Genomic DNA, 24,456 nt, shown 5'->3' on the forward strand with positions numbered 1-24,456 from the left:
TGCATTCAGTCGGGACGCGGCATTCTCTTCAACGGGTACCGGCAAGGTTGATGCGAGAACTTACAAGATGCCCGGGCAAGCCAGGGGCAAGCCGCAGGTGCCGGTCAGTCGTTACTGTAGAACTGTCTTGCAAAACAAGGGCTTGCAAAGTGTATCTCCCTTGTAACAACGTAAAGACTTTGAAATGTTGTGGTGCAGCGTGAAGCGCGGCACCGATAATGCGTGCGTTCTGTGCCCCACGGTATTTTTCTGACAGATTGTCAACGTCCGTGTTGTTTGTGCGTTTACCGCACAGGCATGGACGGCGATCACCGTTCGGGCTCTCTAACCTGAAGCGATCTATCGCACGATTTCTCGAAAGAATAAGGCCCGCGCCGGCATGTCCAGCCGGCCGCCCTGGCGAGCAAGCGAGTCGCTTTTACCAAACGCAGTATTTTTGCCAGTTTTTTACGAGGAGTTCTTCATTATGCGAATCGCACAAATCGCTCCGTTGCACGAGGCGGTTCCTCCCAAGCTGTACGGCGGTACGGAACGTGTGGTGTCCTATCTGACCGAAGCACTGGTCGAGCAGGGCCACGACGTCACGCTCTTTGCGAGCGGCGATTCGCAAACCTCGGCAAAGCTGGAAGCCTTCTGGCCGCAAGCGCTGCGCCTCGACCCCACCATCCGCGACGTGATGGCGCCGCACATGCTGCTGCTCGAAGAAGTGCGCCGCCGCGCGGACGAATTCGACGTGCTGCATTTTCACATCGACTATTACCCGTTTTCGCTGTTCGCGCGCCAGCCGGTGCCGTTCGTGACCACGCTGCACGGCCGTCTCGATCTGCCGGAACTGCAGCCGATCTTCAACACGTTCAAGGACGTGCCGGTCGTGTCGATCTCGGACAACCAGCGCATTCCGCTGCCGCAGGCGCACTGGCTGCAAACCGTTTATCACGGCCTGCCGGAAAACCTGCTCACGCCGATCAAGGACGTGAAGCCGAGCTATCTCGCGTTCCTCGGCCGCATCTCGCCGGAAAAGCGTCTGGACCGTGCGATCCGCATCGCCGAACAGGTCGGCATGCCGATCAAGGTCGCGGCCAAGCTCGATAAGGCTGACCGCGCTTACTACGACGAAGTGATCAAGCCGCTCATGGCGCTGCCGCACGTCGAATACATCGGCGAGATCAGCGAAGCGGAAAAGACCGAGTTCCTCGGCAACGCGCACGCGCTGCTGTTCCCGATCGACTGGCCGGAGCCCTTCGGTCTGGTGATGATCGAGGCAATGGCTTGCGGTACGCCGGTGATCGCGTTCAATCGCGGTTCGGTGCCGGAAGTGATCGAAAACGGCGTGTCGGGCTTCGTCGTCGAAGACGAAATCAGCGCTGTCGCGGCGGTCAAGCGTCTGCATACGCTGCCGCGCGAAACGGTGCGCAAGGCGTTCGAAGCGCGCTTCTCGTCGAAGGTGATGGCGCAGAACTACGTCGCCACGTACGAAGAGCTGCTGCGTCGGAAGCACCGTACCGTGCTGCGTGAAGTCAACGCGAACTGATTGAGCCGGACCGGATAGTCCCGGTCCAGACAACAGGCTTGCTGAGCGGAGCGCCTTTGGGCGCCTCGCCAGAGGGTCCTGGCAACGCCCCGCGCGCAAGCCGCTCGCGGGGCGTTGTTGCATGCGCGCCGCGTTTTTCGCGTTCCGCGATGCAAAGTGAGTGTTTCAGGCACGCCGCGACGAGCCGGTCTTCGTAATATCCCTATAATGGCCGTGCCGCGAAATTGGCCGCGGCGCCGCCGACGACAGGAGGATGCCTTGGCGAGAACGAAAGAGACGCGTGCGAATGCCGCGCCCGGCGCCGGAACGATTTTCGCGTTACGCGCCATCGGTCTCGTGCTTCTCGCCCGCTGGCTGTTTTCCATGTCGGAGATGGACCTGACCGCGTCGCTGTCGGCCATGGCGTCCTCGCCGTGGGCGTGCATCAACCTCGTCTTCCTGTTCCTGCTGATTTTTCTTCCTGGCGCACGCGCGGTCGCAGAGCGTCCTTTTCATCCGCTGCCGCAATGGCTGCGGCAAGCGCTGCGACTCTTCGCATTCCTGGGGTTTCTATTCGCGGTCTGGTCGGTCAGCGCCTTCGCGGTCAGCGCCGGCTGGCGCCGTGCCGCGCAAGCCGTGGCGGCCACCAACGGCTGGCTGTTGGCGGCGCCCGCGCTGTATGCGGTGGTTCTCTGGATTTGCCGCCCGCGCGCACTGTGGCGGACCAACATTGCGGCGCGCCGCTTCGCGATTGGCCGCTATGCCGTCTCGCTCGATCCGCTCACACGCACGGTCAGTGTGTGGGCCGAGCGTCGCAAGGTGGGGCAGTACGACGCGCGCGAACTCTCCGTGCGTTGGGCGGACGTTGCGGGCACGCGCTCTGCGACGCCGCCCACGCCGGTCATCGCGCTCCACGCCGTCGGCGATACTGGCCCTGGCGCTACGTCGTCAGGCTCGAGCGGCGCTCCGTCGCTTGCCCGGGCCGCGTTCGGCCGACGTCCGAAAATCGAGTTGCTGTGGGATTCGCCCGCGGCGGCCGGTCACAACCGGCAAACCGTCTTTCGCGCCGCCTTGACGACCGAAGGCGATCGCGTCGCCGCGCGCGCGCTCGACAGCACGTTGCGGCAAGTCTGAGTCAGAGGTTTTGTGCAGTCGGTCACATGCCGTGACGGTTGCGCGCGTTGTAAAGTAAGCCGTGGTCGATAATGAAATAACGATGCCGCCCGTACTGACGGCCGGCGAGTGAAACAACAATCGATGTGCCGTGTCGTTTGCAGGAGTCGCTATGCTGGTTCGCTGGTTGCTTGCCGCTCTTCATCTGCTTGCTTATGGCTTCGCACTTGCGTCGATTCTGCGGCGCACGTGGGCGCTGCGCCGTGCCGCGGTGCCAGCGGCGCTCCGCTCCGTGTTCCGGGCGGATACACGCTGGGGTCTCTCCGGACTCGTGTTGATCGTCACCGGCTTGATGCGCGTTTTCGGCACCTATGAGAAGGGCGCCGACTACTATCTCCACGAGCCGCTCTTTCACGTCAAGATGACGCTGCTCGTGATAATCATCGTGCTGGAAGTTCCGTCGATGCTCGCATTGATGCGTTGGCGCGCATCGATACGAAAAGGCGCGGCGCCGGAGCTGCAAAATGCGCGTCGCTATGCGCATTTGAGTGTGATTCAGACCGTCTTGCTCGTATTGATGGTCTTCGCGGCAACCGGCATGGCGCGCGGTATCGGTTTGCCTTCGGGCGCGGTGTAACGATAGCGGCGCGCCAGCGGAAAGTGCCTTGTACGAAGGCATATTCCGCATGACGCGCCGCGTCTTTGCCTCTTCAGTCCTCGATCAGCAGGCTCGAATCGTCCACCGCGTGGTTGCGCGCGCGGGGCCGTTCATGCGATGCCGGCGCTTCATTCAAGCCCTTGATCAGCTCCAGCGCCTGACGTTCGAACAGACGCCGGTAGAGTCCCTTCTCGAGGCGGATCAGCGTCTCGTGACTGCCTTCTTCGATTACCTTGCCCTTGTCGAGCACGAGCAAGCGGTCTAGCGCGCGCACAGTCGAAAGGCGGTGCGCCACGACGAGCGTCGTGCGGCCTAGCATCAGCCGCTCCATTGCCTGCTGGATCAGCACTTCGCTTTCGCTGTCGAGGCTCGAAGTGGCTTCGTCAAGAATCAGGATGGGTGCGTCCGCCAAAAAGGCCCGCGCGATCGCAACGCGTTGACGTTCGCCTCCCGAGAGCTTGATGCCGCGCTCGCCGACCAGCGTGTCGTAAGCGTTGGGCAGCGCGCTGATGAAGTCGTGCGCGTTCGCGAGCCGGGCGGCGTGTTCGATCTCGGCGCGGCTCGCGCCCGGACGCGCATACGCGATGTTCTCCGCTAGCGAACGGTGAAACAGCACCGGCTCCTGTTGCACGATAGCAATCTGACTGCGCAACGACGCCTGCTTCACTTGCGCGATGTCCTGACCATCGATCGTGATGCGTCCTTCCGACACGTCGTAAAGACGCTGGATCAGCTTGATGAAAGTCGTCTTTCCGGAACCCGAATGGCCGACCAGCCCGACGCGTTCTCCGGGCGCAATGCGCACGGAGAAGTCGCGATAAAGCGGGGTGGCGTTCGCGCCATAATGAAACGTCACATGCTCGAAGCGGATCTCGCCTTTGCCGATGGCAATAGGACCGGCGCCGGGACGATCTTCGATGCCGAGCGGCTGCCGCTCCAGCGAGACGAGTTCCTCCATGTCGTTGACCGAGCGCTGCAAGTTGCGGATGTGCATGCCGACTTCGCGCAGATAGCCTTGCAGCATGAAGAACATCGTCAACGCGAACGTGATGTCGCCGACGCTCGCCTCACCGTGCAACCACAGTACCAGCGCGGCGCCGAGAATCGCGGTCTGAATTGCCACCAGCATCGCGCCTTGTACTCCGCCGTTGATCGTGCCGCGAATCCACGTGCGGCGCGTGCGGTTGCGCCACTTGCCGATCACGCGCGCAAGCAGCAACTCCTCGCGCTCCTCGGCGCCGAAAGCCTTGACCACACCGTTGCAACTGACCGCGTCCGCGAGCGCGCCGCCCATGCGCGTGTCCCACGCGTTGGCGAGGCGCGCGGCCGGCGCCACGAAGCCGAGCGACAGCGCGACAGTCACCGCGATATAGAGCACCGAGCCGATGCCGACCACCGCGCCCATCATCGGCCAACGCCAGCCGAGCAGCAGCGTCGCGCCCACCAGCATGACGAGCGACGGGAACAGCGCGATCAGCAGCGTGTCGTTGAGCAAGTCGAGCGCCCACATGCCACGCGTGATCTTGCGCACCGTGGAGCCGGCGAAACTGTTGGCATGCCAGTCGGTCGAGAAGCGTTGCACGCGATGGAATGCGTTGGCGGCGATCTCGCTCATCATCTTCAACGTCAGCTTGATGATGTTGAAGTACATGGCTTGCCGAAGCAGAGTCGCGCCCAGTCCCAGCGCGGCCAGCACGCAAAAGGCCGTGATGGCTGCATGCCACGCGCTCGCACGCGCGGCCGGGCCGGACGCAATGGCGTCGACGAGGTGGCCGGCGAACATTGGCGTGAGCACATCCGCCACGGCGGAGAGCATGACAAGCGCTGAGATGACGACGGTGCGCCACGGCTGTTGCGCCCAGTGCTGGAAGGTGAAGCCGAGGACATCCTTGAAAGCTTGCCCGCGAAAGTCGAGTTTTTTTCTGGTCATTTGCGACAACCCGTTCGCGCACGGCGCACCGGGGTTCCAGTCAAAAGCGAGATGGAGAGACAGTCGAAGCGCGCCGCGTGACGGCAATGAAACTGCTGGCAATAAGCCTGCGGAGTTGGCTGCGAACTATCTGGGATTGCGCGGAGTGCCTTTTCAGGCCGACTCGCGCGGTCGACGAGTCAACGTCGTGGGACCATGCCAGGGATGGCCATATGCACTGCGAACATGTGACGCCTCCCTGTAGTCAATGAGGTGGAGAAAGTAGACGGGGCGAGTGCCCGAGAACCGACTATATCAGCACTGTTTTGCCGCCGCAATCGACGAGGTTTCGTTGTTGACTCGCTCGGACACCGCGGTAGCGACGACGAATACCGACGACGAATATCGACATGCAATCAACGAAACAGAACGACAAGGCAAAACGGAAAAGGGCTTACGCATTGCTGCGTAAGCCCTTTTTTCTTCGGTGATCGACACACCAAAATTCTGGTGGGTAGTACTGGGATCGAACCAGTGACCCCTGCCGTGTGAAGGCAGTGCTCTACCGCTGAGCTAACCACCCGAAGAGATCGAAATTATGCCGGGGATTTGCGAGCTCGTCCAGCACTTTTTAAGCGGCTTGCTCATCCGACATGGGCACGGGTTCAAGGCGCCACACGCTCGTGCCTTTGATCGCCTTGTCGAGGCCATCCAGAACCGCCTGATGGGCGGCGAGTTCTTCGTCGCTCGCGGCAATCACGACGAGTTCCAGCGAGTCGATGGCCACGCGCGGCGCATGCGCTTCGCCGCTGCCGTGCGATTCGCCCAGCATGTCAATAACAAGGCTTTCCTGACCGCGCGTCATCGCCAGATAGACCTCGGCGAGCAGTTCCGAGTCGAGCAGGGCGCCGTGCAGCGTACGGTGCGCATTGCTGATGCCGAAGCGGTCGCACAAAGCGTCGAGTGAATTGCGCTTGCCGGGGAACATCTGCTTCGCGCGCGCAAGCGTGTCGATGATCTCGCCGCAATAGGTGCTGACGGGCGGCAGGCCGAGCAACGCGAATTCGGCGTCCAGGAACCCGATGTCGAACGGCGCGTTGTGAATGATCAGGTCCGCGTCCTGAATGAAGTCTCGAAACTGGTCGGCAATCTCGGCGAACTTCGGCTTGTCGCTGAGGAACTCGGTAGTCAGCCCGTGGACCGCCAATGCGCCGGGATCGCTGTCGCGCTCAGGGTTGATATAGAAGTGCAGATTGTTGCCGGTGAGGCGCCGGTTCACCAGTTCGACGCAACCCAGTTCGAGGATGCGGTCGCCGGTCCGGGCATTCAGGCCGGTCGTTTCAGTATCGAGGATAAGTTGACGCATGTTGAGTTAGCTTTGCCTCAGAAATTGCAGCGGAAAAACAAGCGGGAAAAACGCAGGCGCCCAAGCGCGCCGGCGGGCGGCCAACGGTCACAGTTCCGCGAGCGATGCGACGCCGCGATTTGCGAGCTGATCCGCGCGTTCGTTTTCGGGGTGCCCGTTATGCCCGCGCACCCAGCGCCATTCGATCTCATGTTGCGCGACGAGCGCGTCGAGCCGCTTCCACAAATCGGCGTTTTTCACCGGCTGCTTTGCGGCAGTGACCCAGCCTTTCTTTTTCCAGCCGTGAATCCACTCGCTGATGCCTTTCTGCACGTACTGCGAGTCCGTGTGCACGACGGCTTTGCACGGACGCTTCAGCGCTTCGAGCGCGGATATCACGCCCATCAGCTCCATGCGATTGTTGGTGGTATTCGCTTCGCCGCCGAACAACTCTTTTTCCTGATCGCCGAAGCGCAGCAACGCGCCCCAGCCACCGGGGCCGGGGTTGCCCTTGCAGGCGCCGTCGGTATATATGTCGATGATGTTTGCTGTCATTGAGTATGGTTGCGTGTGTTCGGTGTGGCGGCAGGCGCAAGGCCTGCGGCGAGGACGGGCTTTTTCACCTTGAGCGGCCCGACGAGGCGCATGCCGCGCACGCGCTTGATCGCCTTGATCATGTAGGTCGCGCCGAAGATCGGCCACCAGCGGTCGCCGGCGGCTTCCATGAAACCGTAGCGGGAGAGCCACTGGTCGCTGTCGAGCGGCGGACGATAGCAGCCGAAGCGCCCGCGTTCAAGGTCGAATCCGAGCAGCTTGATCCAGTCTTTCAGACGCGTGAACGCGATCAGATCGACAGCGGCGGGCACGAACGGCCGGCCCGTCATTTTGCCGACCGATTGCCGCGCGCCCCATAACGAAAGCGAGTTGAAGCCGAGAATGATCAGCTGGCCCTCCGGCATCAGCACGCGCTCCGCTTCCCGCAGCAGGCGGTGCGGGTCGCTCGTGAATTCGAGCGTGTGCGGCATCACGATCAGATCGACGCTCTGGGCTTCGAACGGCAAATCCAGCAGGTCGCACCAGACCGCGCTGCGTCCGGCGGGCGAGGGCAGCGGCGCCAGCGCTGGGCCGCCGCGCGCGTGGCCGTTGCCCGGGCCGCCTGTCAAGCCACTGCCGGCAAGTGCCTGAGCGCGCGGGTAACCATAGGGCGCACTCGCGCCGCTCGCGGCATCGAGTACGAGCCCGCGGCAGGGCATGCGGTTTTCGCGCAACGCGTCGAGCTGCGGCAGGCCGAGCTGCAGCGCGTGGTAGCCGAACACGTCCGACACCACGCGGTCGAGTTGCGTCTGTTCCCACTCCAGCACGTAGCGGCCGGGCGGCGAATCCGTCCAGGCGGGCCAGTCTATAATCGCTCGGTCAGTCATATCAAAGAATGCGTCGCCTATGAATGCGCTCGAGTACGTACCGGTCCCGGCGTTTGAAGACAATTACATCTGGGTCGTTTCCGACGGACACCATGCGGTAGTCGTCGATCCGGGCGAAGCCGCTCCCGTTCGCGCCTATCTGGCCAAGCGCGGGTGGCGGCTGAGCGCTATTTTACTCACGCACCATCATCAAGACCATGTCGGCGGAGTAGCCGATCTGCTGAATGGCCAGGCCGTTCCTGTCTACGGGCCCGCCGGTGAAGCGATCGGGCATCTCACACACCGTCTGAAACATGGCGATCGCGTGACGATCGCGGCTCCCGCGCTCGATTTGAGCGTACTCGAGGTGCCGGGCCATACGAGTGGCCACATCGCCTATTTTCAGGCGGCGGACCCGGGCGGCACGCCGCATGTGTTCTGCGGCGACACGCTGTTCGCCTGCGGATGCGGGCGGCTCTTCGAAGGCACCCCGAGCCAGATGCTCGCGTCGCTCGACTCGCTTGCTGCGTTGCCCGGCGCGACCGAGGTCCACTGCGCGCACGAGTACACGCTGTCGAACATCCGCTTCGCGCTCGCGTGTGATCCGAACAACGGCGAACTGCTCGCCTGGCGCGACAAGGCGAGCGACTTGCGGGCTCGCAACGTGCCCACGCTGCCGACCACGATCGCTCACGAACGCGCCGTGAATCCGTTCCTGCGCGCCGACAACCCTGCCATTCAGGCGACCTTGCAGGAGCAATTGCATGCCGACGTACCCGACCGGCTGGCGTCGTTCACACTGATGCGCGAGTGGAAAAACCGCTTCCGGTGACCGGGTTCGTCCTGGGGGCTTCCTCAAGCGAAGAATCGGAAGAATTCGCCAAGCCCTAGATTTGCTTGATAATTTGGTCAATTTCCGATTGACGTAGACGTTACGGTTTCGTACTATCGGCTGCAAATTCCAGCCCTTGTGGAAGCCGAGACGTTCATGCGATTTATCTTTAGTGCGTTGCTGGTCCTGACGCTCGCCGCCTGCGCGAGCCAGGGACCAACGACGAGCAGCGCCACCACCGCAACAAATCCCGCCAGCCAGCAAGCCGTAGCCGACGCACTTCGCAAGACAGCCACCGCCAAGGAAACCATCAACGTCGACAAGGGCTCAGTCACGCAGTTGACGAGCGCCGACGCCGATTTGTGGGGCCGCATTCGCCGTGGTTTCCAGATGCCGGATCTGCAAACAGACCTGGTCGACATGCAGGTCAACTGGTACGCGCAGCGTCCGGACTACGTGCAGCGCATGACTGAGCGCTCGCAGAAATACCTGTACCACATCGTCGAAGAGCTCGAGGCGCGCCATATGCCGACCGAGCTCGCGTTGCTGCCATTCATCGAATCGGCGTACAGCCCGCAGGCGTTGTCGGTGGCGAAAGCGGCCGGCATGTGGCAATTCATGCCGGGCACCGGCCGTACCTACAACCTCAAGCAGAACATGTGGCAGGACGAGCGCCGCGACGTGCTGGCGTCGACCAGTGCCGCGCTCGACTATCTGTCACGCCTGCACGACATGTTCGGCGACTGGCAACTGGCACTCGCTGCGTACAACTGGGGTGAGGGCAATGTGCAGCGCGCGATTGCGCGCAACGAAGCGGCGGGCTTGCCGACAGACTATCTGAGCCTGCGCATGCCCAACGAAACGCGCAACTACGTGCCGAAGCTGCAGGCGGTCAAGAACATCGTGACGAACCCGCAAATGTACGGGCTCGCGTTGCCGTCGATTCCGAACCACCCGTATTTCGTGACCGTCACCACGTCGCACGATATCGACGTGGACACGGCCGCTAAACTGGCTAACCTCTCGCTCGACGAATTCCGTTCGTTGAACCCGTCGTTCAGAAAGCCGGTGATCCTTGGCGCGACGCAGCCGCAAATCCTGCTGCCGTTCGACAACGCGAGCGCGTTCGAGCGCAATCTGAAAACGTACTCGGGTTCGCTGTCTTCTTGGACCACATACACGGTCACCGAGCGTTCGGCGCCGGCGGCAATCGCGCAAAAGATTGGTGTCGATGCCGACACGCTGATGGAAGTGAACAAGATTCCGGTCGGCATGCGTCTGAAGCCGGGTTCCACAATCGTCGTGCCGCGCGGTTCGGATGACGACGAGGACATCAGTGCGGACGTCGCCGAAAGCGCTGTGCTGGCTATGGAGCCCGACGTTCCCGACACCCGCAAGATGCTGATCCGCGTGCGCCGCAATCAGTCCATGGCGGCTATCGCAATGCGTTATGGTGTGTCCGTCGGCCAGTTGAAGTCGTGGAACCGCACACATCGCGATAGCGTGTCGCGCGGCCAGGTCATCGTGCTGCATGTGCCGGTCGGCAGGGCTGTCCCGAGTGAACCGGGTCCTGAGCGCATCGCGACCGACGTCCAGGGTGGCGGGGTCCAGAAGATTGGCACGCACGTGGGCGGTTCGAAAGGCGAATCGCACAACGACACGAAGAAGGGGCGTGGCCACTCGGCTGTGGTGAAGGTGTCCGAGCCGGTCGCCAAGGCCGGCAAATCGAAAGCGTCTGCCGCGCCTGCTGGCAAGGTGACCAAAGTGTCGGCTTCCACGTCGGGCAAGGCCAAGAAGAGCAAGTAAGCACGACAACGGCGATTGAGGCCCTTGCGTTTGGGGCTCACGCAACTGTCCCACTGCAGTCGCACATCCCGTTTTTTCGACGCCGTCATCCTGTGGTGACGGCGTTTTCCATTTGCGGGGTCGTCGGCGAACACCGCCGAATTCCGATATCGTTCGTCATCTAGCCTGCGGCCAACCAAATATAAGAGCGTATGTCGTCGACCCAGTTGCGCGTCTTTCTGCTGTTTTCTGCTGGTTATTTCGTGTCCTATGTGTTCCGGGGCGTCAATCTAGGTTTTGCGCCGTTTATCACTCGCGACCTCGGATTGTCCGCGGCCGATCTCGGCGTGCTGACCAGTTTGTACTTCCTCGGCTTCGCGGGCGCACAGATTCCGGCCGGCGTGTTGCTCGACTATTTCGGCCCCCGGCGCGTGACGGCTGTCACCTTGCTGTTTGCCGCAGCGGGAATCTGGGTGTTCGGCGCGGCCCACAGCCTCGGCATGATGATGGCGGGGCGGCTGCTCATCGGCGTCGGCGTATCCGTGTGCCTCGGTGCCGCATTCAAGGCGTTGGCGCAGCATTTCGCGTCGGCGCGCCTGCCGCTGATGAACGGCCTCGTCATGGCGCTCGGCGGCTTCGGCGGAGTCATGGTCGGCTCTCCGCTCACATGGGTGCTCACCTTTAGCAGCTGGCGTTCGGTCTGCGTCGGGCTCGGTCTGTTGACGGTCGTCGTGGCGCTCGCCCAGTGGGCGCTCGTTCCAGAAACGAATGAAACCCGTCATCAGGCGAGTATCGGCGCGCAGTTTCAGGGCACGCTGCATATCCTACGGAGCGCGGCGTTCTGGAAAATCGCGTCGTTTTCGGTCGTCACGCAGGGCGTTTTCTATGCGATGCAATCGTTATGGGTCGGCGCATGGCTGCGCGACGTCCAGGGCTTCGAGCCGCGGGAAGCTGCTGCGCTAGTGTCGATTCTCGGTTTCGCGATGATGGCTGGTTGCGTCGGCTTCGGTGCAGCGGCCCGCAGTCTCGAGCGGCGCGGCGTATCGCTGTATGCGTTTTGCGGCATCGGCATGGCGCTGTATGTGCTGACCCAGCTGCTAATCGTGTTCAATGCGCCGCTTCCGGCGAGTTTGCTGTGGGCGGCGTACGGCATCTTCGGCGGTACTGGCATTCTCACGTATGCGGTAATGGCGCGCAGCTTTCCTGCGCAGATGATCGGCCGTGTGAACACCACACTGACATTGATCATTTTTCTGCTGATCTTCGGTTTTCAGATCGGCGTGGGCGCAGTCCTGTCGCATTGGCCGGCGAGCGGCGGCCATTATCCGGCGGCCGCTCATCTGACGGCGTGGGGAGTTCTCATCGCGTTTCAGGTGCTGAGCGCAGTCTGGTACGTGCTCCCGGGACGGAAGCCGGTGCACGCCGCCGCCCACGCTCAACAGGATGCGTGAGCCTTCCTCCAGCGATTTGCGGGGAACCGCAGGGCGGACGCACTATCGCTCGCACTATCCTGAATCCGGCGACGTAAAACTTGCCGGCTTGCCGCGCGGGCCGCGCCCCGCAAGGCTTTGACTCGTTTTCCGTGCGTCGCCGAGGGATCGGCGCGCCATCTCGGATTTGGAGAGAAGGGCACTCGCAGGCTATAATCCCGAGGTTTGAGCTTATCAACCCGCACCCTAGCGCCTACCTCTTCCATACCGTTCATCCGCCGCGCGCCACTGGCGTAGCAAGCAGCCCGCATCAAGCCGGTCCGTCCACAAAATGGACACATCGGACACCTCGCGCGCCTTGCAACGTCAACGGCAGTACGCGAGCGAGTCTGCGCGCGCATCGCATGATGCCGTCCGCTGCGGCTCGCAAACCGGATAGGCAGGTCGGCAACAGGGTGTTCCCCCAAGGAGTCTCCCGTGTTGCCGTCATTTTCTCCCGCTCTGCTCGCGCTCGCCGACGGCACGGTCTTTCGTGGTTATTCGATCGGCGCCCCCGGGCATACCATCGGCGAAGTGGTGTTCAACACCGCTATCACCGGCTATCAGGAAATTCTGACTGACCCGAGCTACGCGCGCCAGATCGTGACCCTCACGTACCCGCATATCGGCAACGTCGGCGTGAACGCCGAAGACGTCGAAGCGACGAAAGTCCATGCCGCCGGGCTGATCATTCGCGACCTGCCGGTTCTCGCGTCGAACTTCCGCATGGAGCGCACGCTCACGCAATATCTGCAGGACGAAGGCGTGGTCGCGATCGCCGGCCTCGACACCCGCAAGCTGACCCGCGTCCTGCGTGACAAGGGCGCGCAAAACGGCGCGATCCTCGCCGGTTCGGACGACGAAGCCCGCGCTATCGAACTCGCACGCTCTTTCCCCGGCCTCGCGGGCATGGACCTCGCGAAAGTCGTGTCGACGAAAGAAACTTACGAATGGACGCAGACCGAATGGCGTCTGGAAAGCGGCTACGGCAAGCTGAATGCGCCGAAGTATCGCGTCGTCGCGTTCGACTACGGCGTCAAGTACAACATTCTGCGCATGCTCGCTGAGCGCGGCTGTCACGTTACTGTGCTGCCGGCAGAAGCCTCCGCCGCCGACGCGCTCGCGCTCAATCCGGACGGCATCTTCCTGTCGAACGGCCCGGGTGATCCTGAGCCGTGCGACTACGCAATCGCGGCCACGAAGGAACTGATCGAGCGTGGCATTCCTACGTTCGGCATCTGCCTTGGCCATCAGATCATGGGCCTCGCGCTCGGCGCCAAAACCGTGAAGATGAAAACCGGCCACCACGGCGCCAACCATCCGGTGAAAGATCTGGAAGACGGCCGCGTGATCATTACGTCGCAAAACCACGGCTTCGCAGTGGACGCCGACACGCTGCCCGCCAACGCGCGCGTCACGCACGTGTCGCTCTTCGACGGCACGCTGCAAGGCTTCGCTTTGAGCGACAAGCCGGCGTTCTGCTTCCAGGGCCATCCGGAAGCGTCGCCGGGCCCGCACGACATCGCCTATCTGTTCGACCGCTTCACCGCCTTGATGGACGCGAAGAAGGCCGGCAAGACCGCGGCGGCATAACAGGCACGGCTAGAAGCGGCGAGAGGCAAAGCGCGCGCAACGCCCACGCGGCGCGCGCTGACGGAAAGAATTCAGGAATACATTAGCGAGAGCGTTATGCCCAAGCGGACAGACATCAAGAGCATTCTCATTATCGGCGCGGGTCCGATCATCATCGGCCAGGCGTGCGAGTTCGATTACTCGGGCGCGCAGGCATGCAAGGCGCTGCGTGAGGAAGGCTACAAGGTCATCCTCGTCAACAGCAATCCGGCGACGATCATGACCGACCCGAACACGGCCGACGTGACCTACATCGAGCCGATCACGTGGGAAGTGGTCGAGCGCATCATCGCAAAGGAGCGCCCGGACGCGATCCTGCCGACGATGGGCGGCCAGACCGCGCTGAACTGCGCGCTCGATCTGCACGCGCACGGCGTGCTGGACAAGTACAAGGTCGAGTTGATCGGCGCGTCGCCCGAAGCAATCGACAAGGCGGAAGACCGCCAGAAGTTCAAAGACGCGATGACCAAGATCGGCCTCGGTTCGGCCAAATCGGGCACCGCGCATTCCATGGAAGAAGCGCTGCAGGTCCAGGCACGCATTGCCGTGGAAACCGGCAGCGGCGGTTATCCGGTCGTGATCCGTCCTTCGTTCACCCTCGGCGGCTCGGGCGGCGGCATCGCGTACAACCGCGAAGAGTTCGAGGAAATCTGCAAGCGCGGTCTCGACCTGTCGCCCACGCGCGAGTTGCTGATCGAAGAATCGCTGCTCGGCTGGAAAGAGTATGAGATGGAAGTGGTCCGCGACAAGAAGGACAACTGCATCATCGTTTGCTCGATTGAAAACCTGGACCCGATGGGCATCCACACCGGCGACTCGATTACCGTCGCGCCGGCTCAAACGCTCACGGACAAGGAATATCAGGTTCTGCGTAACGCGTCGCTCGCGGTGCTGCGCGAGATCGGCGTGGATACCGGCGGTTCGAACGTGCAGTTCTCGATCAATCCGAAAGACGGCCGGATGATCGTGATCGAAATGAACCCGCGCGTGTCGCGCTCGTCGGCGTTGGCGTCGAAGGCGACCGGCTTCCCGATCGCCAAGGTCGCGGCCAAGCTCGCAGTCGGCTACACGCTCGACGAACTGAAGAACGAAATTACCGGCGGCCAGACGCCGGCATCGTTCGAACCGACGATCGACTACGTCGTCACCAAGATTCCGCGTTTCGCGTTCGAGAAATTCCGCGAAGCCGATTCGCGCCTGACCACGCAGATGAAGTCGGTCGGCGAAGTCATGGCGATCGGCCGCACTTTCCAGGAGTCGTTCCAGAAAGCGCTGCGCGGTCTTGAAGTCGGCGTCGACGGTCTCGACGAAAAGACCGATAACCGCGACGAGATCATCCGCGAGATCGGCGAAGCCGGTCCGGACCGTATCTGGTACGTCGGCGACGCGTTCCGTATCGGCATGACGGCGCAGGAAATCTTCGAAGAGACGTCGATCGACCCGTGGTTCCTCGCGCAGATCGAACAGATCGTCCTGAAGGAAAAGGCGCTGGCCGGCCGTACGCTCGCGAGCCTCTCGAAGGAAGAACTGAAGTATCTGAAACAAAGCGGTTTCTCGGACCGGCGTCTCGCGAAGCTCGTCGGCGCGAAGCCCGCGGAAGTGCGCGCTCGCCGCATCGAGCTGAACGTGCGCCCGGTGTACAAGCGCGTCGATACGTGCGCGGCCGAGTTCGCCACGAAAACCGCCTACATGTACTCGACCTACGAGGACGAGTGCGAGGCGAATCCGACGAACAACAAGAAGATCATGGTCCTGGGCGGCGGCCCGAACCGGATCGGCCAGGGCATCGAGTTCGACTACTGCTGCGTGCACGCCGCGCTCGCCATGCGCGAAGACGGCTACGAAACGATCATGGTCAACTGCAACCCTGAAACCGTTTCGACCGACTACGACACGTCCGATCGTCTGTACTTCGAATCGCTGACGCTCGAAGACGTGCTCGAAATCGTCGACAAGGAAAAGCCGGTCGGCGTGATCGTGCAATACGGCGGCCAGACGCCGCTGAAGCTCGCGCTCGATCTCGAAGCGAACGGTGTGCCGATCATCGGCACGTCGCCCGACATGATCGACGCGGCCGAAGACCGCGAGCGTTTCCAGAAGCTGCTGCAAGACCTCGGCCTGCGCCAGCCGCCGAACCGTACCGCGCGCGCTGAAGACGAAGCGCTCAAGCTCGCCGACGAAATCGGCTACCCGCTGGTGGTGCGTCCGTCGTACGTGCTGGGCGGCCGCGCAATGGAAATCGTCCACGAGCCGCGCGACCTCGAGCGCTACATGCGCGAGGCCGTCAAGGTGTCAAACGACTCGCCGGTGCTGCTCGACCGCTTCCTGAACGACGCAATCGAATGCGACGTGGATTGCATCTCCGACGGCGAAGCGGTGTTCATCGGCGGCGTGATGGAGCATATCGAACAGGCGGGCGTGCATTCGGGCGACTCGGCTTGCTCGCTGCCGCCGTACTCGCTGTCGGGCGAAACCGTTGCTGAGCTCAAGCGTCAAACCGGCGCAATGGCAAAGGCGCTGAACGTGGTCGGCCTGATGAACGTGCAGTTCGCGATTCAGCAAGTTCCGCAGGCCGACGGCTCGAAGCAGGACATCATTTACGTGCTGGAAGTGAATCCGCGCGCTTCGCGCACGGTGCCGTACGTGTCGAAGGCGACCAGCCTGCCGCTCGCGAAAATCGCAGCGCGCGCGATGGTCGGTCAGAAGCTCGCGGAGCAAGGCGTGACGAAGGAAATCGATCCGCCGTACTTCAGCGTGAAGGAAGCTGTCTTCCCGTTCGTCAAGTTCCCGGCTGTCGACCCCGTGCTCGGACCGGAAATGCGTTCGACCGGCGAAGTAATGGGCGTCGGCCAAACGTTCGGCGAGGCGCTTTTCAAGTCGCAGCTGGCAGCGGGTTCGCGTCTGCCGGAGTCGGGCACGGTGCTGTTGACCGTGATGGACGCCGACAAGCCGAAGGCCGTCGAAGTTGCGCGCATGCTGCACGAACTCGGTTATCCGATTGTCGCGACCAAGGGCACGGCTGCTGCGATCCAAGCGGCCGGCGTGCCGGTCAAGGTCGTGAACAAGGTGAAGGACGGTCGTCCGCACATCGTCGACATGATCAAGAACGGCGAAATTGCGCTGGTCTTCACGACCGTCGACGAAACGCGTGCCGCGATCGCCGATTCGCGCTCTATCCGCATGAGCGCGCAGGCGAACAAGGTCACGTACTACACGACCATGTCGGGCGCGCGCGCGGCCGTCGAAGGCTTGCGCTATCTGAAGGACCTGGAAGTCTATGATTTACAAGGCTTGCACGCTCGCCTAAACTAAGGCTTCGAATACCTGTCCAAGATGTAAGTGCCGCGGTTAAGCGGCGTTCCGCAGGTGCTGTGATCCGGGTTTTCCCCGGGTCGCCGGCTCCCACGGAATGCACTTAACCGCGGTGTTTTTTTACGGCCGTTTTTTGTTCCAAAGCACCCCCGCATCTGTCTCTTTGGCGCCAGATGCCGCGCGGGGTCGAGCGAATTTGAAGCGGCCCAGCGTTTTCACGAGAGTTGTTTATGAGCACTATTCCATTGACTAAGCGCGGCGCAGACATGTTGCGCGACGAATTGCAGCGCCTGAAATCGGTTGAACGTCCCGCCGTGATCAACTCGATCTCGGAAGCGCGCGCGCAGGGCGACCTGTCGGAAAACGCAGAATACGACGCAGCGAAGGAAAAGCAGGGCTTTATCGAGGGCCGCATCGCGGAAATCGAATCGAAACTGGCCGGCGCGCAGGTGATCGATCCGTCCAAGGTGGACGCGGACGGCCGCGTGGTGTTCGGCGCAACGGTCGAACTCGAAGATCTGGGCTCGGGCGCATCGGTCAAATATCAGATCGTCGGCGACGACGAAGCGGACATCGACCACGGCCTCATTTCCATCAGCTCGCCGATTGCGCGCGCGCTGATCGGCAAGTCGGAAGGCGACGTGGCGTCGGTGCAGGCGCCCGGCGGCGTGCGCGAGTACGAAATCATCGCGGTTAGCTACGTTTGAGGGCGGCCACGGTGTCCCTGATGCCGCATCGAATTTTCCGTCTGCTGACGGTCGTTTGGGTCGGTAGCCTGCTGACTATCGGCTATGCCGTCGCGCCTGTGCTGTTCACTTCGCTCGACCGGACGACGGCGGGTGCGGTGGCCGCACAACTGTTTCGCATCGAAGGACTGCTCGGCGCCGTATGCGGCATTCTGCTGCTCGGTCTGGCGAACGTGGTGATCCGGCGCGGCGGCAACGCGTATCGACGGTTGCGCTGGCTTGTCGCGGGAATGCTGCTGTGCGTGCTGGTGGGTTATTTCGCGCTGCAGCCGTTCATGAATGCCATGCGTATCGCCGCGCTCGAGGCGGGTACCGATGTCGGGCATTCCGCGTATGCGGCGCGCTTCGGCATGCTGCACGGTGTTTCGAGTCTGTTCTATCTGATTGAAAGCCTGCTCGGCGTGCTTCTCGTCTGGAAGTTGCCGGTGGGCGCGGGAGCCGGCTCGGTGCAGCAGGGCGCTCCCGATGTTTCCGGGAAAGTGACTGGCTAAAAGCCCCGAGGGTCGCGGCTGTTGCTGGTGGTGCTCGCTTGCGCCGCCGGCGCGCCATGCGAAGCGAGCGCGGCCAAACCGTGAAGTTAAAGCTGGCCGCGCGCAAGAGGTGCGGCTCCCGCCGCACCTTTCATACGTTTGCTTATTTCGATTGATGCGCGCGCTTGGCGCTGGTTTGCCGCTTTTTCGCGCGTTTGATGTTGCCGCCTTGCGTGACGCGTTCGTTTCCGCGCACCAGCACGGCTTTCGCCTTGGGTTTGCGCATGGGCACTTCGCTAGGCTTCACGACTTTGACCACGCGTGGTGCGGGGCCCTTGCCGGGCTTGGCTTCGACAGCGGCTTCACGGGCGCTCGGCAATGCGCCGCGCATGCCCTTTACCGCGGGCTGCGCCGCGGCCTCCGGCTTCCAGATAACCAGCAGCTTGCCGATATGCTGGATCGGCGCGGCGTTCAGCGTGTCGCAGATCTGTTCGTAAATGGCGATGCGTTCTTCGCGTTCGTCGCCGAACACACGAATCTTGATTAGCTGATGAGCGGCGAGGTGAACCTTGATCTCGGCGAGCACGGCGTCGGTCAGACCTTCGGCGCCGACGAGCACGACCGGTTTGAGCGCATGTGCCTGGGAGCGCAACTCGGCGCGTTGGTCGGAAGAGACTTTGAGGGCGGGCATGTGAAGTGGGAGACTCGACTAAAATGGCAGCGCCTGCGTGGCCTATCCCGTCTTTCGATTGATTCGGTTTGGCGCAATCGGGATACGAATGGGACAGTAGGGCAGGCGGCGCGTCAGAACAACAGAATCGCGGATAACTGCCGGTTTTTGGCGGTCGCCGCGCGAATTAACCGCGTATTATCCGCTAAAGCGTGACATGACGCAGCAAGAGTTCAACGTTTAATGGCAAAAAACAAGTTCAACACGGCGTGGTTGCATGACCACATCAACGATCCTTACGTAAAAATGGCACAGCGGGAAGGCTATCGCGCCCGCGCCGCTTACAAGCTGAAGGAAATCGACGAGCAGGACAAGCTGATCCGGCCGGGTCAGGTCATCGTCGATCTGGGCTCGACGCCGGGCAGCTGGAGCCAGTACGCGCGCAACAAACTCGCCAAAGGGTCGCGGCGCGACGCCGAGCGTGAAGGTGGGATAGACGGCACGATCATCGCGCTCGATTTGCTGCCGATGGAGCCGGTCGCCGACGTCCACTTCATTCAGGGCGACTTTCGCGAAGACTCGGTGCTGGCCCAGTTGGAAGAATTAGTGGGAGAACGCCAGGTTGACCTTGTAATTTCGGATATGGCGCCCAACCTGTCGGGAGTGGCCTTGGCGGATGCCGCGCGAATCGAGCATTTGTGCGATCTCGCGCTGGAATTCTCGCAGAATCACCTGAAACCGGATGGAGCCCTTTTAGTCAAATGCTTTCACGGCAGTGGTTACAGCCAGATTGTCGAAAAGTTCAAGCGCCAGTTCAAGGTGGTGGCTGCCCGCAAGCCGAAGGCTTCGCGGGACAAGTCGTCCGAGACGTTTATTTTGGGTAAGCAATTGAAACGGCCCGCGTAGGGCGGCCCACGTAGGGTGTGCAGATTGGTTCAGCGTCTTGTCTATAAATGCGCTGATGACGGCGGAAATCGACGCCGTTACAGCCCGCTATGCTATTTCTGTGGTAGCGAAACCTTATGGCAGGGGTCTGCGGACTGGATTAGAATGCTTTCGTGGTGCCGCAAGGCAAATGTAGGCGCCCGTCTAAGTGAAGGAGTGGTGCTTTGAACAACAATATGTTTTCGAAAGCAGCAGTGTGGCTGGTTATCGCACTGGTGCTATTTACGGTGTTCAAGCAGTTCGACAAGCCCCGTGTCCAGGAAGGCGTTTCCTATTCGCAGTTCATGGACGACGCGAAGAACGGCAAAGTCAAGAACGTCATTGTCCAGGGGCGGAACCTCACGGTCACTCCAGCAGACGGCCAGAAGTACCAGATCGTGTCGCCCGGCGACATCTGGATGGTCGGCGATCTGATGAAGTATGGCGTTCAGGTAAGCGGCAAGGCTGACGACGAACCCAATGCGCTGGTGTCCGCGCTGTATTACCTCGGGCCGACGATTCTGATCATCGGTTTCTGGTTCTACATGATGCGACAGATGCAGGGGGGCGGGAAAGGCGGCGCCTTCTCGTTCGGTAAGTCGCGCGCGCGGCTGATCGACGAAAACAACAACGCAATCAATTTCACCGACGTCGCCGGTTGCGACGAAGCGAAGGAAGAGGTCTCCGAGCTGGTCGATTTCCTGCGCGACCCGCAGAAGTTCCAGAAGCTGGGCGGCCGCATTCCGCGTGGCGTATTGCTGGTGGGCCCGCCGGGAACCGGTAAGACGCTGCTCGCGCGCGCCATTGCCGGCGAAGCGAAAGTGCCGTTCTTCAGCATCTCGGGTTCGGACTTCGTCGAAATGTTCGTCGGTGTCGGCGCGGCGCGTGTGCGCGACATGTTCGAGCAGGCGAAGAAGCATGCACCGTGCATCGTGTTCATCGACGAAATCGACGCGGTCGGCCGTCATCGCGGTGCGGGCATGGGCGGCGGTAACGACGAGCGCGAGCAGACGCTGAACCAGATGCTGGTCGAGATGGACGGCTTCGAGGCGAATTCGGGTGTGATCGTGATCGCCGCAACCAACCGTTCGGACGTGCTCGACAAGGCTCTGCTGCGTCCGGGCCGTTTCGACCGCCAGGTGTATGTCGGTCTGCCGGACATTCGTGGTCGCGAGCACATCATGAAGGTCCACCTGCGCAAGGTGCCGATTTCGAACGACGTCGACGCAGCGGTCATCGCGCGTGGCACGCCGGGCTTCTCGGGCGCCGATCTGGCAAACCTCGTGAACGAAGCGGCTCTGTTCGCGGCGCGCCGCGGCAAGCGCATCGTCGAAATGACGGACTTCGAAGACGCGAAAGACAAGATCTTCATGGGTCCGGAGCGCAAGTCGGCCGTGATCCGCGAAGAATCGAAGCGTGCCACCGCGTATCACGAGTCGGGCCACGCAGTCATTGCGAAGCTGTTGCCGAAAGCCGATCCGGTGCACAAGGTCACGATCATTCCGCGTGGCCGTGCGTTGGGCGTCACGTGGCAGTTGCCCGAGCATGACAACGAAACGTACTCGAAAGACTACCTGCTGGATCGTCTCGCGATCCTGTTTGGTGGCCGCGTCGCGGAAGAGTTGTTCCTCAACCTGATCAGCACCGGCGCGTCGGACGACTTCAACAAGGCCACGCAAACCGCGCGCGCCATGGTGGCTCGTTTCGGCATGACGGACGCGTTGGGACCGATGGTCTACGTAGACGACGAAAACGACGCAACGCCGTTTGGCCGTGGTTTCACGCGTACCATTTCGGAAGCAACGCAGCAAAAGGTCGACGCCGAAATCCGGCGCGTGCTGGACGAGCAGTACAACCTCGCGAAGCGCCTGCTGGATGAAAACCGCGACAAGGTCGAAGCAATGACCGCCGCGCTGATGGAGTGGGAAACGATCGACGCCGATCAGATCAACGACATCATGGCAGGCCGTCCGCCGCGCTCGCCGAAGAGCTCGCCGCCATCGGCAAGCGACGCCTCGTCGGGCGGCAGCCCCGGCACCGAAGTCAAGCCGGGCAGCGCGACCGCGCCGGCCTGATCGGCTATAAGTTGAAAGTGCGGGCCGGTGTGTTTCACACCGGCCCGCTTTGCATTGATCTGTCATAAGTGATGTAACGCTACGTGGCCACAGTCGCTTTTCCTTTTGCCCCTATCCCGGAGCCGTTGCAATGCGGTCGGTTCAAGCTGAGCTTTGAACGCCCATTGATCATGGGAATCCTCAACGTCACACCGGATTCTTTTTCCGATGGCGGCCAATTTGCGATGCGCGGCGATGCGTTGCGCCAGGCCGAACGCATGCTGCTCGAAGGCGCGGACATCATCGATATAGGCGGCGAATCGACGCGCCCCGGCGCGCCGCCTGTCCCGCTCGACGAAGAGCTCGAGCGTGTCATCCCGCTCGTCGAACAACTGCGCGGCGCCAACGTGCCGCTTTCCGTCGACACCTATAAACCCGAAGTCATGCGGCACGCGCTCGCCGCGGGCGCCGACCTGATCAACGACATTTGGGGCTTTCGCATGCCCGGCGCCGTCGATGCGGTCCGCGAAAGCGACTGCGGTCTGTGCGTCATGCATATGCTCGGCGAGCCGCAGAGCATGCAACTGGGCGAACCGGCTTACGGCGACGTCGTGAGCGAAGTCCGGCAGTTTCTGGAAGAACGGGTGGGCGCGCTCAGACAGGCGGGCATCGCACGTGATCGCATCAGCGTTGACCCCGGTTTTGGCTTTGGCAAGGCTGTGGTCGAGCACAATTACGCGCTGCTCGCGTGTCTGCCGGATACGGCGCCGCGCGCCGACCCGCCGTATCCGATTCTTGCGGGCATGTCGCGCAAATCGATGATCGGCGCGGTCACCGGACGGACGGCGCCGGAGCGCGCCGCGGGCAGCATCGCTGCAGCCGTTTGCGCGGCGGAGCGCGGCGCCGCGATTCTCCGCGTGCACGACGTCGCACAAACAGTAGACGCATTGAAAGTCTGGGTAGCCCTGCGCAACGCGGCGAATCACGCCGGCCCGCGCGGTTGAACCCACAGCCAAGGAGGAACATAAAAGATGGCACGTCGTTATTTCGGCACGGACGGAATTCGGGGAAAGGTCGGTGAAGGGCCCATCACGCCGGAATTTGTATTGCGGCTCGGCTATGCGGCCGGCAAGGTGCTGGTCGGTGCAGACCGTTGGGCACGCACGGGCACGCGGCCAACCGTGCTGATCGGTAAGGACACGCGGGTGTCGGGCTATATGCTCGAGGCTGCGCTCGAAGCGGGTTTTTCCGCAGCGGGCGTCGACGTCATGCTGGCCGGTCCAATGCCCACGCCGGGCATCGCCTATCTGACGCGCGCGTTGCGGCTCGCGGCCGGCGTGGTGATCAGCGCGTCGCACAATCCGTATTACGACAACGGCATCAAATTTTTCTCCGCCGACGGCAACAAGTTGCCCGACGAGGTGGAGTCGCAGATCGAAGAGCACCTGGAGCTGCCGCTCGCCTGTGCGGCGTCCGAGCAGCTCGGCAAGGCGCGGCGTCTCGACGACGCCGCCGGCCGCTACATCGAATTCTGCAAAAGCACCTTTCCTGCGGCGTTCGATTTGCGGGGACTCAAGCTGGTGGTCGATTGCGCGCATGGCGCCGCGTATGACGTCGCGCCGCACGTCTTTCACGAGCTCGGCGCAGAGATCATTCCGATCGGAGTCGCGCCGAACGGTTTCAACATCAACGACGGCGTCGGGGCGACCGCACCGGATGCACTCGTGCGGGCGGTACGGGCCAACCACGCTGATCTGGGCATTGCGCTCGACGGAGACGCTGACCGTCTGCAGGTCGTCGACGCGGCAGGGCGCCTGTATAACGGTGACGAACTGCTGTACGTGCTGGTGAAGGATCGTATCGCGACCGACGGCAAGGTCGAAGGCGCGGTCGGCACCTTGATGACCAATATGGCCGTCGAAGTCGCGTTGCAGGCGGCCGGCGTCAAGTTCGTGCGCGCCGCGGTCGGCGACCGCTACGTGCTCGAACAATTGCGGGAGCACGGCTGGCAGCTCGGCGCGGAGGGTTCGGGCCACATTCTGTCGCTCGACCGCCATTCCACTGGCGACGGCATCGTGTCGGCGCTACTCGTGCTCGCCGCCATGAAGCGCAGCGACAAGACGCTGGCCGAACTGCTCGACGGCGTCACGCTGTTCCCGCAAAAGCTGATCAATGTGCGGATGAAACCGGACGCCGACTGGAAGAGCAGCGACGCGATCCGGCGCGCTATCGCCAGCGCTGAAGACGCGCTCAATGGCCGCGGACGCGTGCTGATTCGCGCTTCGGGCACCGAGCCGGTGCTGCGGGTCATGGTGGAGGCGGAACATGCCGACGATGCGCTTCGCCACGCCGAATCGATTGCGGCTGCGGTGAAGCAGGCGACGGCTTAAGCGGGCATCTGAAAAATGTGCGGGCGGGGCAGACCAGCGAGGGGCCCCGCCTTCGCATGCTGAGTTCGATTACGGCGAGCGAATTTGCACTCGCGCATCATTCGAATTGGGGCGCGGCGTTTTTCCGCTGACGATCCGGCGACGGCGACGAACGACCGCCTAACCCGCGCGTACCAACCCAGTGTAACTAGCCGCCCGACCAGCTTGGCCGGACGCGCCCACGTAGCTAACCGGCCC

At 62.4% G+C, this 24,456-nt stretch carries 19 protein-coding genes and 1 tRNA gene; 14 read left to right on the forward strand and 6 right to left on the reverse strand.

Translation table 11 applies throughout. From position 1 onward, the window contains the following. The first annotated feature begins 466 nt into the window (after positions 1–466). The 3 genes from JMY24_RS02480 to JMY24_RS02490 all read left to right on the forward strand — a co-directional run bounded on the left by JMY24_RS02480 (position 467) and on the right by JMY24_RS02490 (position 3,260). A complete protein-coding gene (locus tag JMY24_RS02480; RefSeq protein WP_020069419.1) occupies positions 467–1,531 on the forward strand; it encodes a glycosyltransferase family 4 protein in 1,065 nt (354 codons plus the stop codon). A 258-nt stretch (positions 1,532–1,789) separates the two neighbouring features. Beyond that, positions 1,790–2,644 (forward strand): hypothetical protein, encoded by an 855-nt coding sequence (locus JMY24_RS02485; RefSeq protein WP_201701356.1) that lies wholly within the window; start codon positions 1,790–1,792, stop codon positions 2,642–2,644. A 151-nt stretch (positions 2,645–2,795) separates the two neighbouring features. Continuing rightward, on the forward strand, positions 2,796–3,260 hold the full coding sequence (locus JMY24_RS02490; RefSeq protein WP_128595575.1) for a DUF2214 family protein: 465 nt from the start codon (positions 2,796–2,798) through the stop codon (positions 3,258–3,260). A gap of 73 nt (positions 3,261–3,333) precedes the next feature. Here JMY24_RS02490 and JMY24_RS02495 read toward each other — a convergent pair whose 3' ends face one another. The 5 genes from JMY24_RS02495 to JMY24_RS02515 all read right to left on the reverse strand — a co-directional run bounded on the left by JMY24_RS02495 (position 3,334) and on the right by JMY24_RS02515 (position 7,956). Then, entirely contained in the window at positions 3,334–5,211 is a 1,878-nt protein-coding gene (locus tag JMY24_RS02495; RefSeq protein ID WP_201701357.1) for an ABC transporter ATP-binding protein, read from the reverse strand. Positions 5,212–5,698: 487 nt separating this feature from the next. After that, a tRNA-Val gene (locus JMY24_RS02500) sits at positions 5,699–5,773 on the reverse strand. A gap of 48 nt (positions 5,774–5,821) precedes the next feature. After that, complete coding sequence (dnaQ, locus tag JMY24_RS02505) at positions 5,822–6,556, reverse strand: DNA polymerase III subunit epsilon (RefSeq protein WP_128595574.1); 735 nt, start codon at positions 6,554–6,556, stop codon at positions 5,822–5,824. A gap of 87 nt (positions 6,557–6,643) precedes the next feature. Further along, positions 6,644–7,090, reverse strand: a complete 447-nt coding sequence (rnhA, locus tag JMY24_RS02510; protein WP_006051973.1) for a ribonuclease HI — start codon at positions 7,088–7,090, stop codon at positions 6,644–6,646. Next, complete coding sequence (locus JMY24_RS02515; protein ID WP_201701358.1) at positions 7,087–7,956, reverse strand: class I SAM-dependent methyltransferase; 870 nt, start codon at positions 7,954–7,956, stop codon at positions 7,087–7,089. Before JMY24_RS02515 ends, rnhA begins: the two co-directional genes overlap by 4 nt. A gap of 19 nt (positions 7,957–7,975) precedes the next feature. Between JMY24_RS02515 and gloB the strand changes: the two genes are divergently transcribed. From gloB to JMY24_RS02550, 7 genes are all read left to right on the forward strand, one after another. Beyond that, complete coding sequence (gloB, locus tag JMY24_RS02520; protein ID WP_128595573.1) at positions 7,976–8,767, forward strand: hydroxyacylglutathione hydrolase; 792 nt, start codon at positions 7,976–7,978, stop codon at positions 8,765–8,767. A 156-nt stretch (positions 8,768–8,923) separates the two neighbouring features. Continuing rightward, complete coding sequence (locus JMY24_RS02525) at positions 8,924–10,573, forward strand: transglycosylase SLT domain-containing protein (RefSeq protein WP_128595572.1); 1,650 nt, start codon at positions 8,924–8,926, stop codon at positions 10,571–10,573. A gap of 191 nt (positions 10,574–10,764) precedes the next feature. Beyond that, complete coding sequence (locus JMY24_RS02530; protein WP_128595571.1) at positions 10,765–12,003, forward strand: MFS transporter; 1,239 nt, start codon at positions 10,765–10,767, stop codon at positions 12,001–12,003. Between the two features lie 456 nt (positions 12,004–12,459). Next, positions 12,460–13,614, forward strand: a complete 1,155-nt coding sequence (carA, locus tag JMY24_RS02535) for a glutamine-hydrolyzing carbamoyl-phosphate synthase small subunit (protein ID WP_128586405.1) — start codon at positions 12,460–12,462, stop codon at positions 13,612–13,614. Between the two features lie 96 nt (positions 13,615–13,710). Then, positions 13,711–16,965, forward strand: a complete 3,255-nt coding sequence (carB, locus tag JMY24_RS02540; RefSeq protein WP_128586406.1) for a carbamoyl-phosphate synthase large subunit — start codon at positions 13,711–13,713, stop codon at positions 16,963–16,965. A 230-nt stretch (positions 16,966–17,195) separates the two neighbouring features. Next, positions 17,196–17,672 carry a transcription elongation factor GreA gene (gene greA, locus JMY24_RS02545; RefSeq protein ID WP_027776519.1) on the forward strand — a complete coding sequence of 159 codons (477 nt, stop codon included), beginning with the start codon at positions 17,196–17,198 and terminating at the stop codon, positions 17,670–17,672. A 20-nt stretch (positions 17,673–17,692) separates the two neighbouring features. Then, the gene (locus JMY24_RS02550) at positions 17,693–18,202 is read left to right on the forward strand and encodes a DUF4149 domain-containing protein (RefSeq protein ID WP_128586407.1); all 510 of its coding nucleotides are present in this window, start codon (positions 17,693–17,695) and stop codon (positions 18,200–18,202) included. Positions 18,203–18,344: 142 nt separating this feature from the next. Here JMY24_RS02550 and JMY24_RS02555 read toward each other — a convergent pair whose 3' ends face one another. After that, a complete protein-coding gene (locus JMY24_RS02555; RefSeq protein WP_128595570.1) occupies positions 18,345–18,872 on the reverse strand; it encodes a YhbY family RNA-binding protein in 528 nt (175 codons plus the stop codon). 222 nt (positions 18,873–19,094) lie between these two features. On the opposite strand from JMY24_RS02555, the gene JMY24_RS02560 reads away from it, so the two are divergent. The 4 genes from JMY24_RS02560 to glmM all read left to right on the forward strand — a co-directional run bounded on the left by JMY24_RS02560 (position 19,095) and on the right by glmM (position 24,219). Next, on the forward strand, positions 19,095–19,757 hold the full coding sequence (locus JMY24_RS02560) for an RlmE family RNA methyltransferase (RefSeq protein WP_128586408.1): 663 nt from the start codon (positions 19,095–19,097) through the stop codon (positions 19,755–19,757). A 203-nt stretch (positions 19,758–19,960) separates the two neighbouring features. After that, positions 19,961–21,850 carry an ATP-dependent zinc metalloprotease FtsH gene (gene ftsH, locus JMY24_RS02565; RefSeq protein WP_006051983.1) on the forward strand — a complete coding sequence of 630 codons (1,890 nt, stop codon included), beginning with the start codon at positions 19,961–19,963 and terminating at the stop codon, positions 21,848–21,850. 83 nt (positions 21,851–21,933) lie between these two features. Next, a complete protein-coding gene (folP, locus tag JMY24_RS02570) occupies positions 21,934–22,833 on the forward strand; it encodes a dihydropteroate synthase (RefSeq protein WP_201701359.1) in 900 nt (299 codons plus the stop codon). Between the two features lie 27 nt (positions 22,834–22,860). Beyond that, on the forward strand, positions 22,861–24,219 hold the full coding sequence (gene glmM, locus JMY24_RS02575) for a phosphoglucosamine mutase (protein WP_128595567.1): 1,359 nt from the start codon (positions 22,861–22,863) through the stop codon (positions 24,217–24,219). Positions 24,220–24,456: the final 237 nt, after the last annotated feature.

The organism is Paraburkholderia kirstenboschensis (assembly GCF_904848585.1).
In the GTDB taxonomy this organism is placed as follows: domain Bacteria; phylum Pseudomonadota; class Gammaproteobacteria; order Burkholderiales; family Burkholderiaceae; genus Paraburkholderia; species Paraburkholderia kirstenboschensis.

Excerpts from the sequence above, each read along its gene's own strand:
- JMY24_RS02490 (WP_128595575.1), top strand. The coding sequence starts at position 2,796 with ATGCTGGTTCGCTGGTTGCTTGCCGCTCTTCATCTGCTTGCTTATGGC.
- gloB (WP_128595573.1), top strand. The coding sequence starts at position 7,976 with ATGAATGCGCTCGAGTACGTACCGGTCCCGGCGTTTGAAGACAATTAC.
- glmM (WP_128595567.1), top strand. The coding sequence starts at position 22,861 with ATGGCACGTCGTTATTTCGGCACGGACGGAATTCGGGGAAAGGTCGGT.
- JMY24_RS02530 (WP_128595571.1), top strand. The coding sequence starts at position 10,765 with ATGTCGTCGACCCAGTTGCGCGTCTTTCTGCTGTTTTCTGCTGGTTAT.
- greA (WP_027776519.1), top strand. The coding sequence starts at position 17,196 with ATGAGCACTATTCCATTGACTAAGCGCGGCGCAGACATGTTGCGCGAC.
- JMY24_RS02480 (WP_020069419.1), top strand. The coding sequence starts at position 467 with ATGCGAATCGCACAAATCGCTCCGTTGCACGAGGCGGTTCCTCCCAAG.
- rnhA (WP_006051973.1), bottom strand. The coding sequence starts at position 7,090 with ATGACAGCAAACATCATCGACATATATACCGACGGCGCCTGCAAGGGC.
- JMY24_RS02495 (WP_201701357.1), bottom strand. The coding sequence starts at position 5,211 with ATGACCAGAAAAAAACTCGACTTTCGCGGGCAAGCTTTCAAGGATGTC.
- JMY24_RS02550 (WP_128586407.1), top strand. The coding sequence starts at position 17,693 with ATGCCGCATCGAATTTTCCGTCTGCTGACGGTCGTTTGGGTCGGTAGC.
- JMY24_RS02560 (WP_128586408.1), top strand. The coding sequence starts at position 19,095 with ATGGCAAAAAACAAGTTCAACACGGCGTGGTTGCATGACCACATCAAC.
- JMY24_RS02525 (WP_128595572.1), top strand. The coding sequence starts at position 8,924 with ATGCGATTTATCTTTAGTGCGTTGCTGGTCCTGACGCTCGCCGCCTGC.
- JMY24_RS02515 (WP_201701358.1), bottom strand. The coding sequence starts at position 7,956 with ATGACTGACCGAGCGATTATAGACTGGCCCGCCTGGACGGATTCGCCG.
- dnaQ (WP_128595574.1), bottom strand. The coding sequence starts at position 6,556 with ATGCGTCAACTTATCCTCGATACTGAAACGACCGGCCTGAATGCCCGG.
- carB (WP_128586406.1), top strand. The coding sequence starts at position 13,711 with ATGCCCAAGCGGACAGACATCAAGAGCATTCTCATTATCGGCGCGGGT.
- JMY24_RS02555 (WP_128595570.1), bottom strand. The coding sequence starts at position 18,872 with ATGCCCGCCCTCAAAGTCTCTTCCGACCAACGCGCCGAGTTGCGCTCC.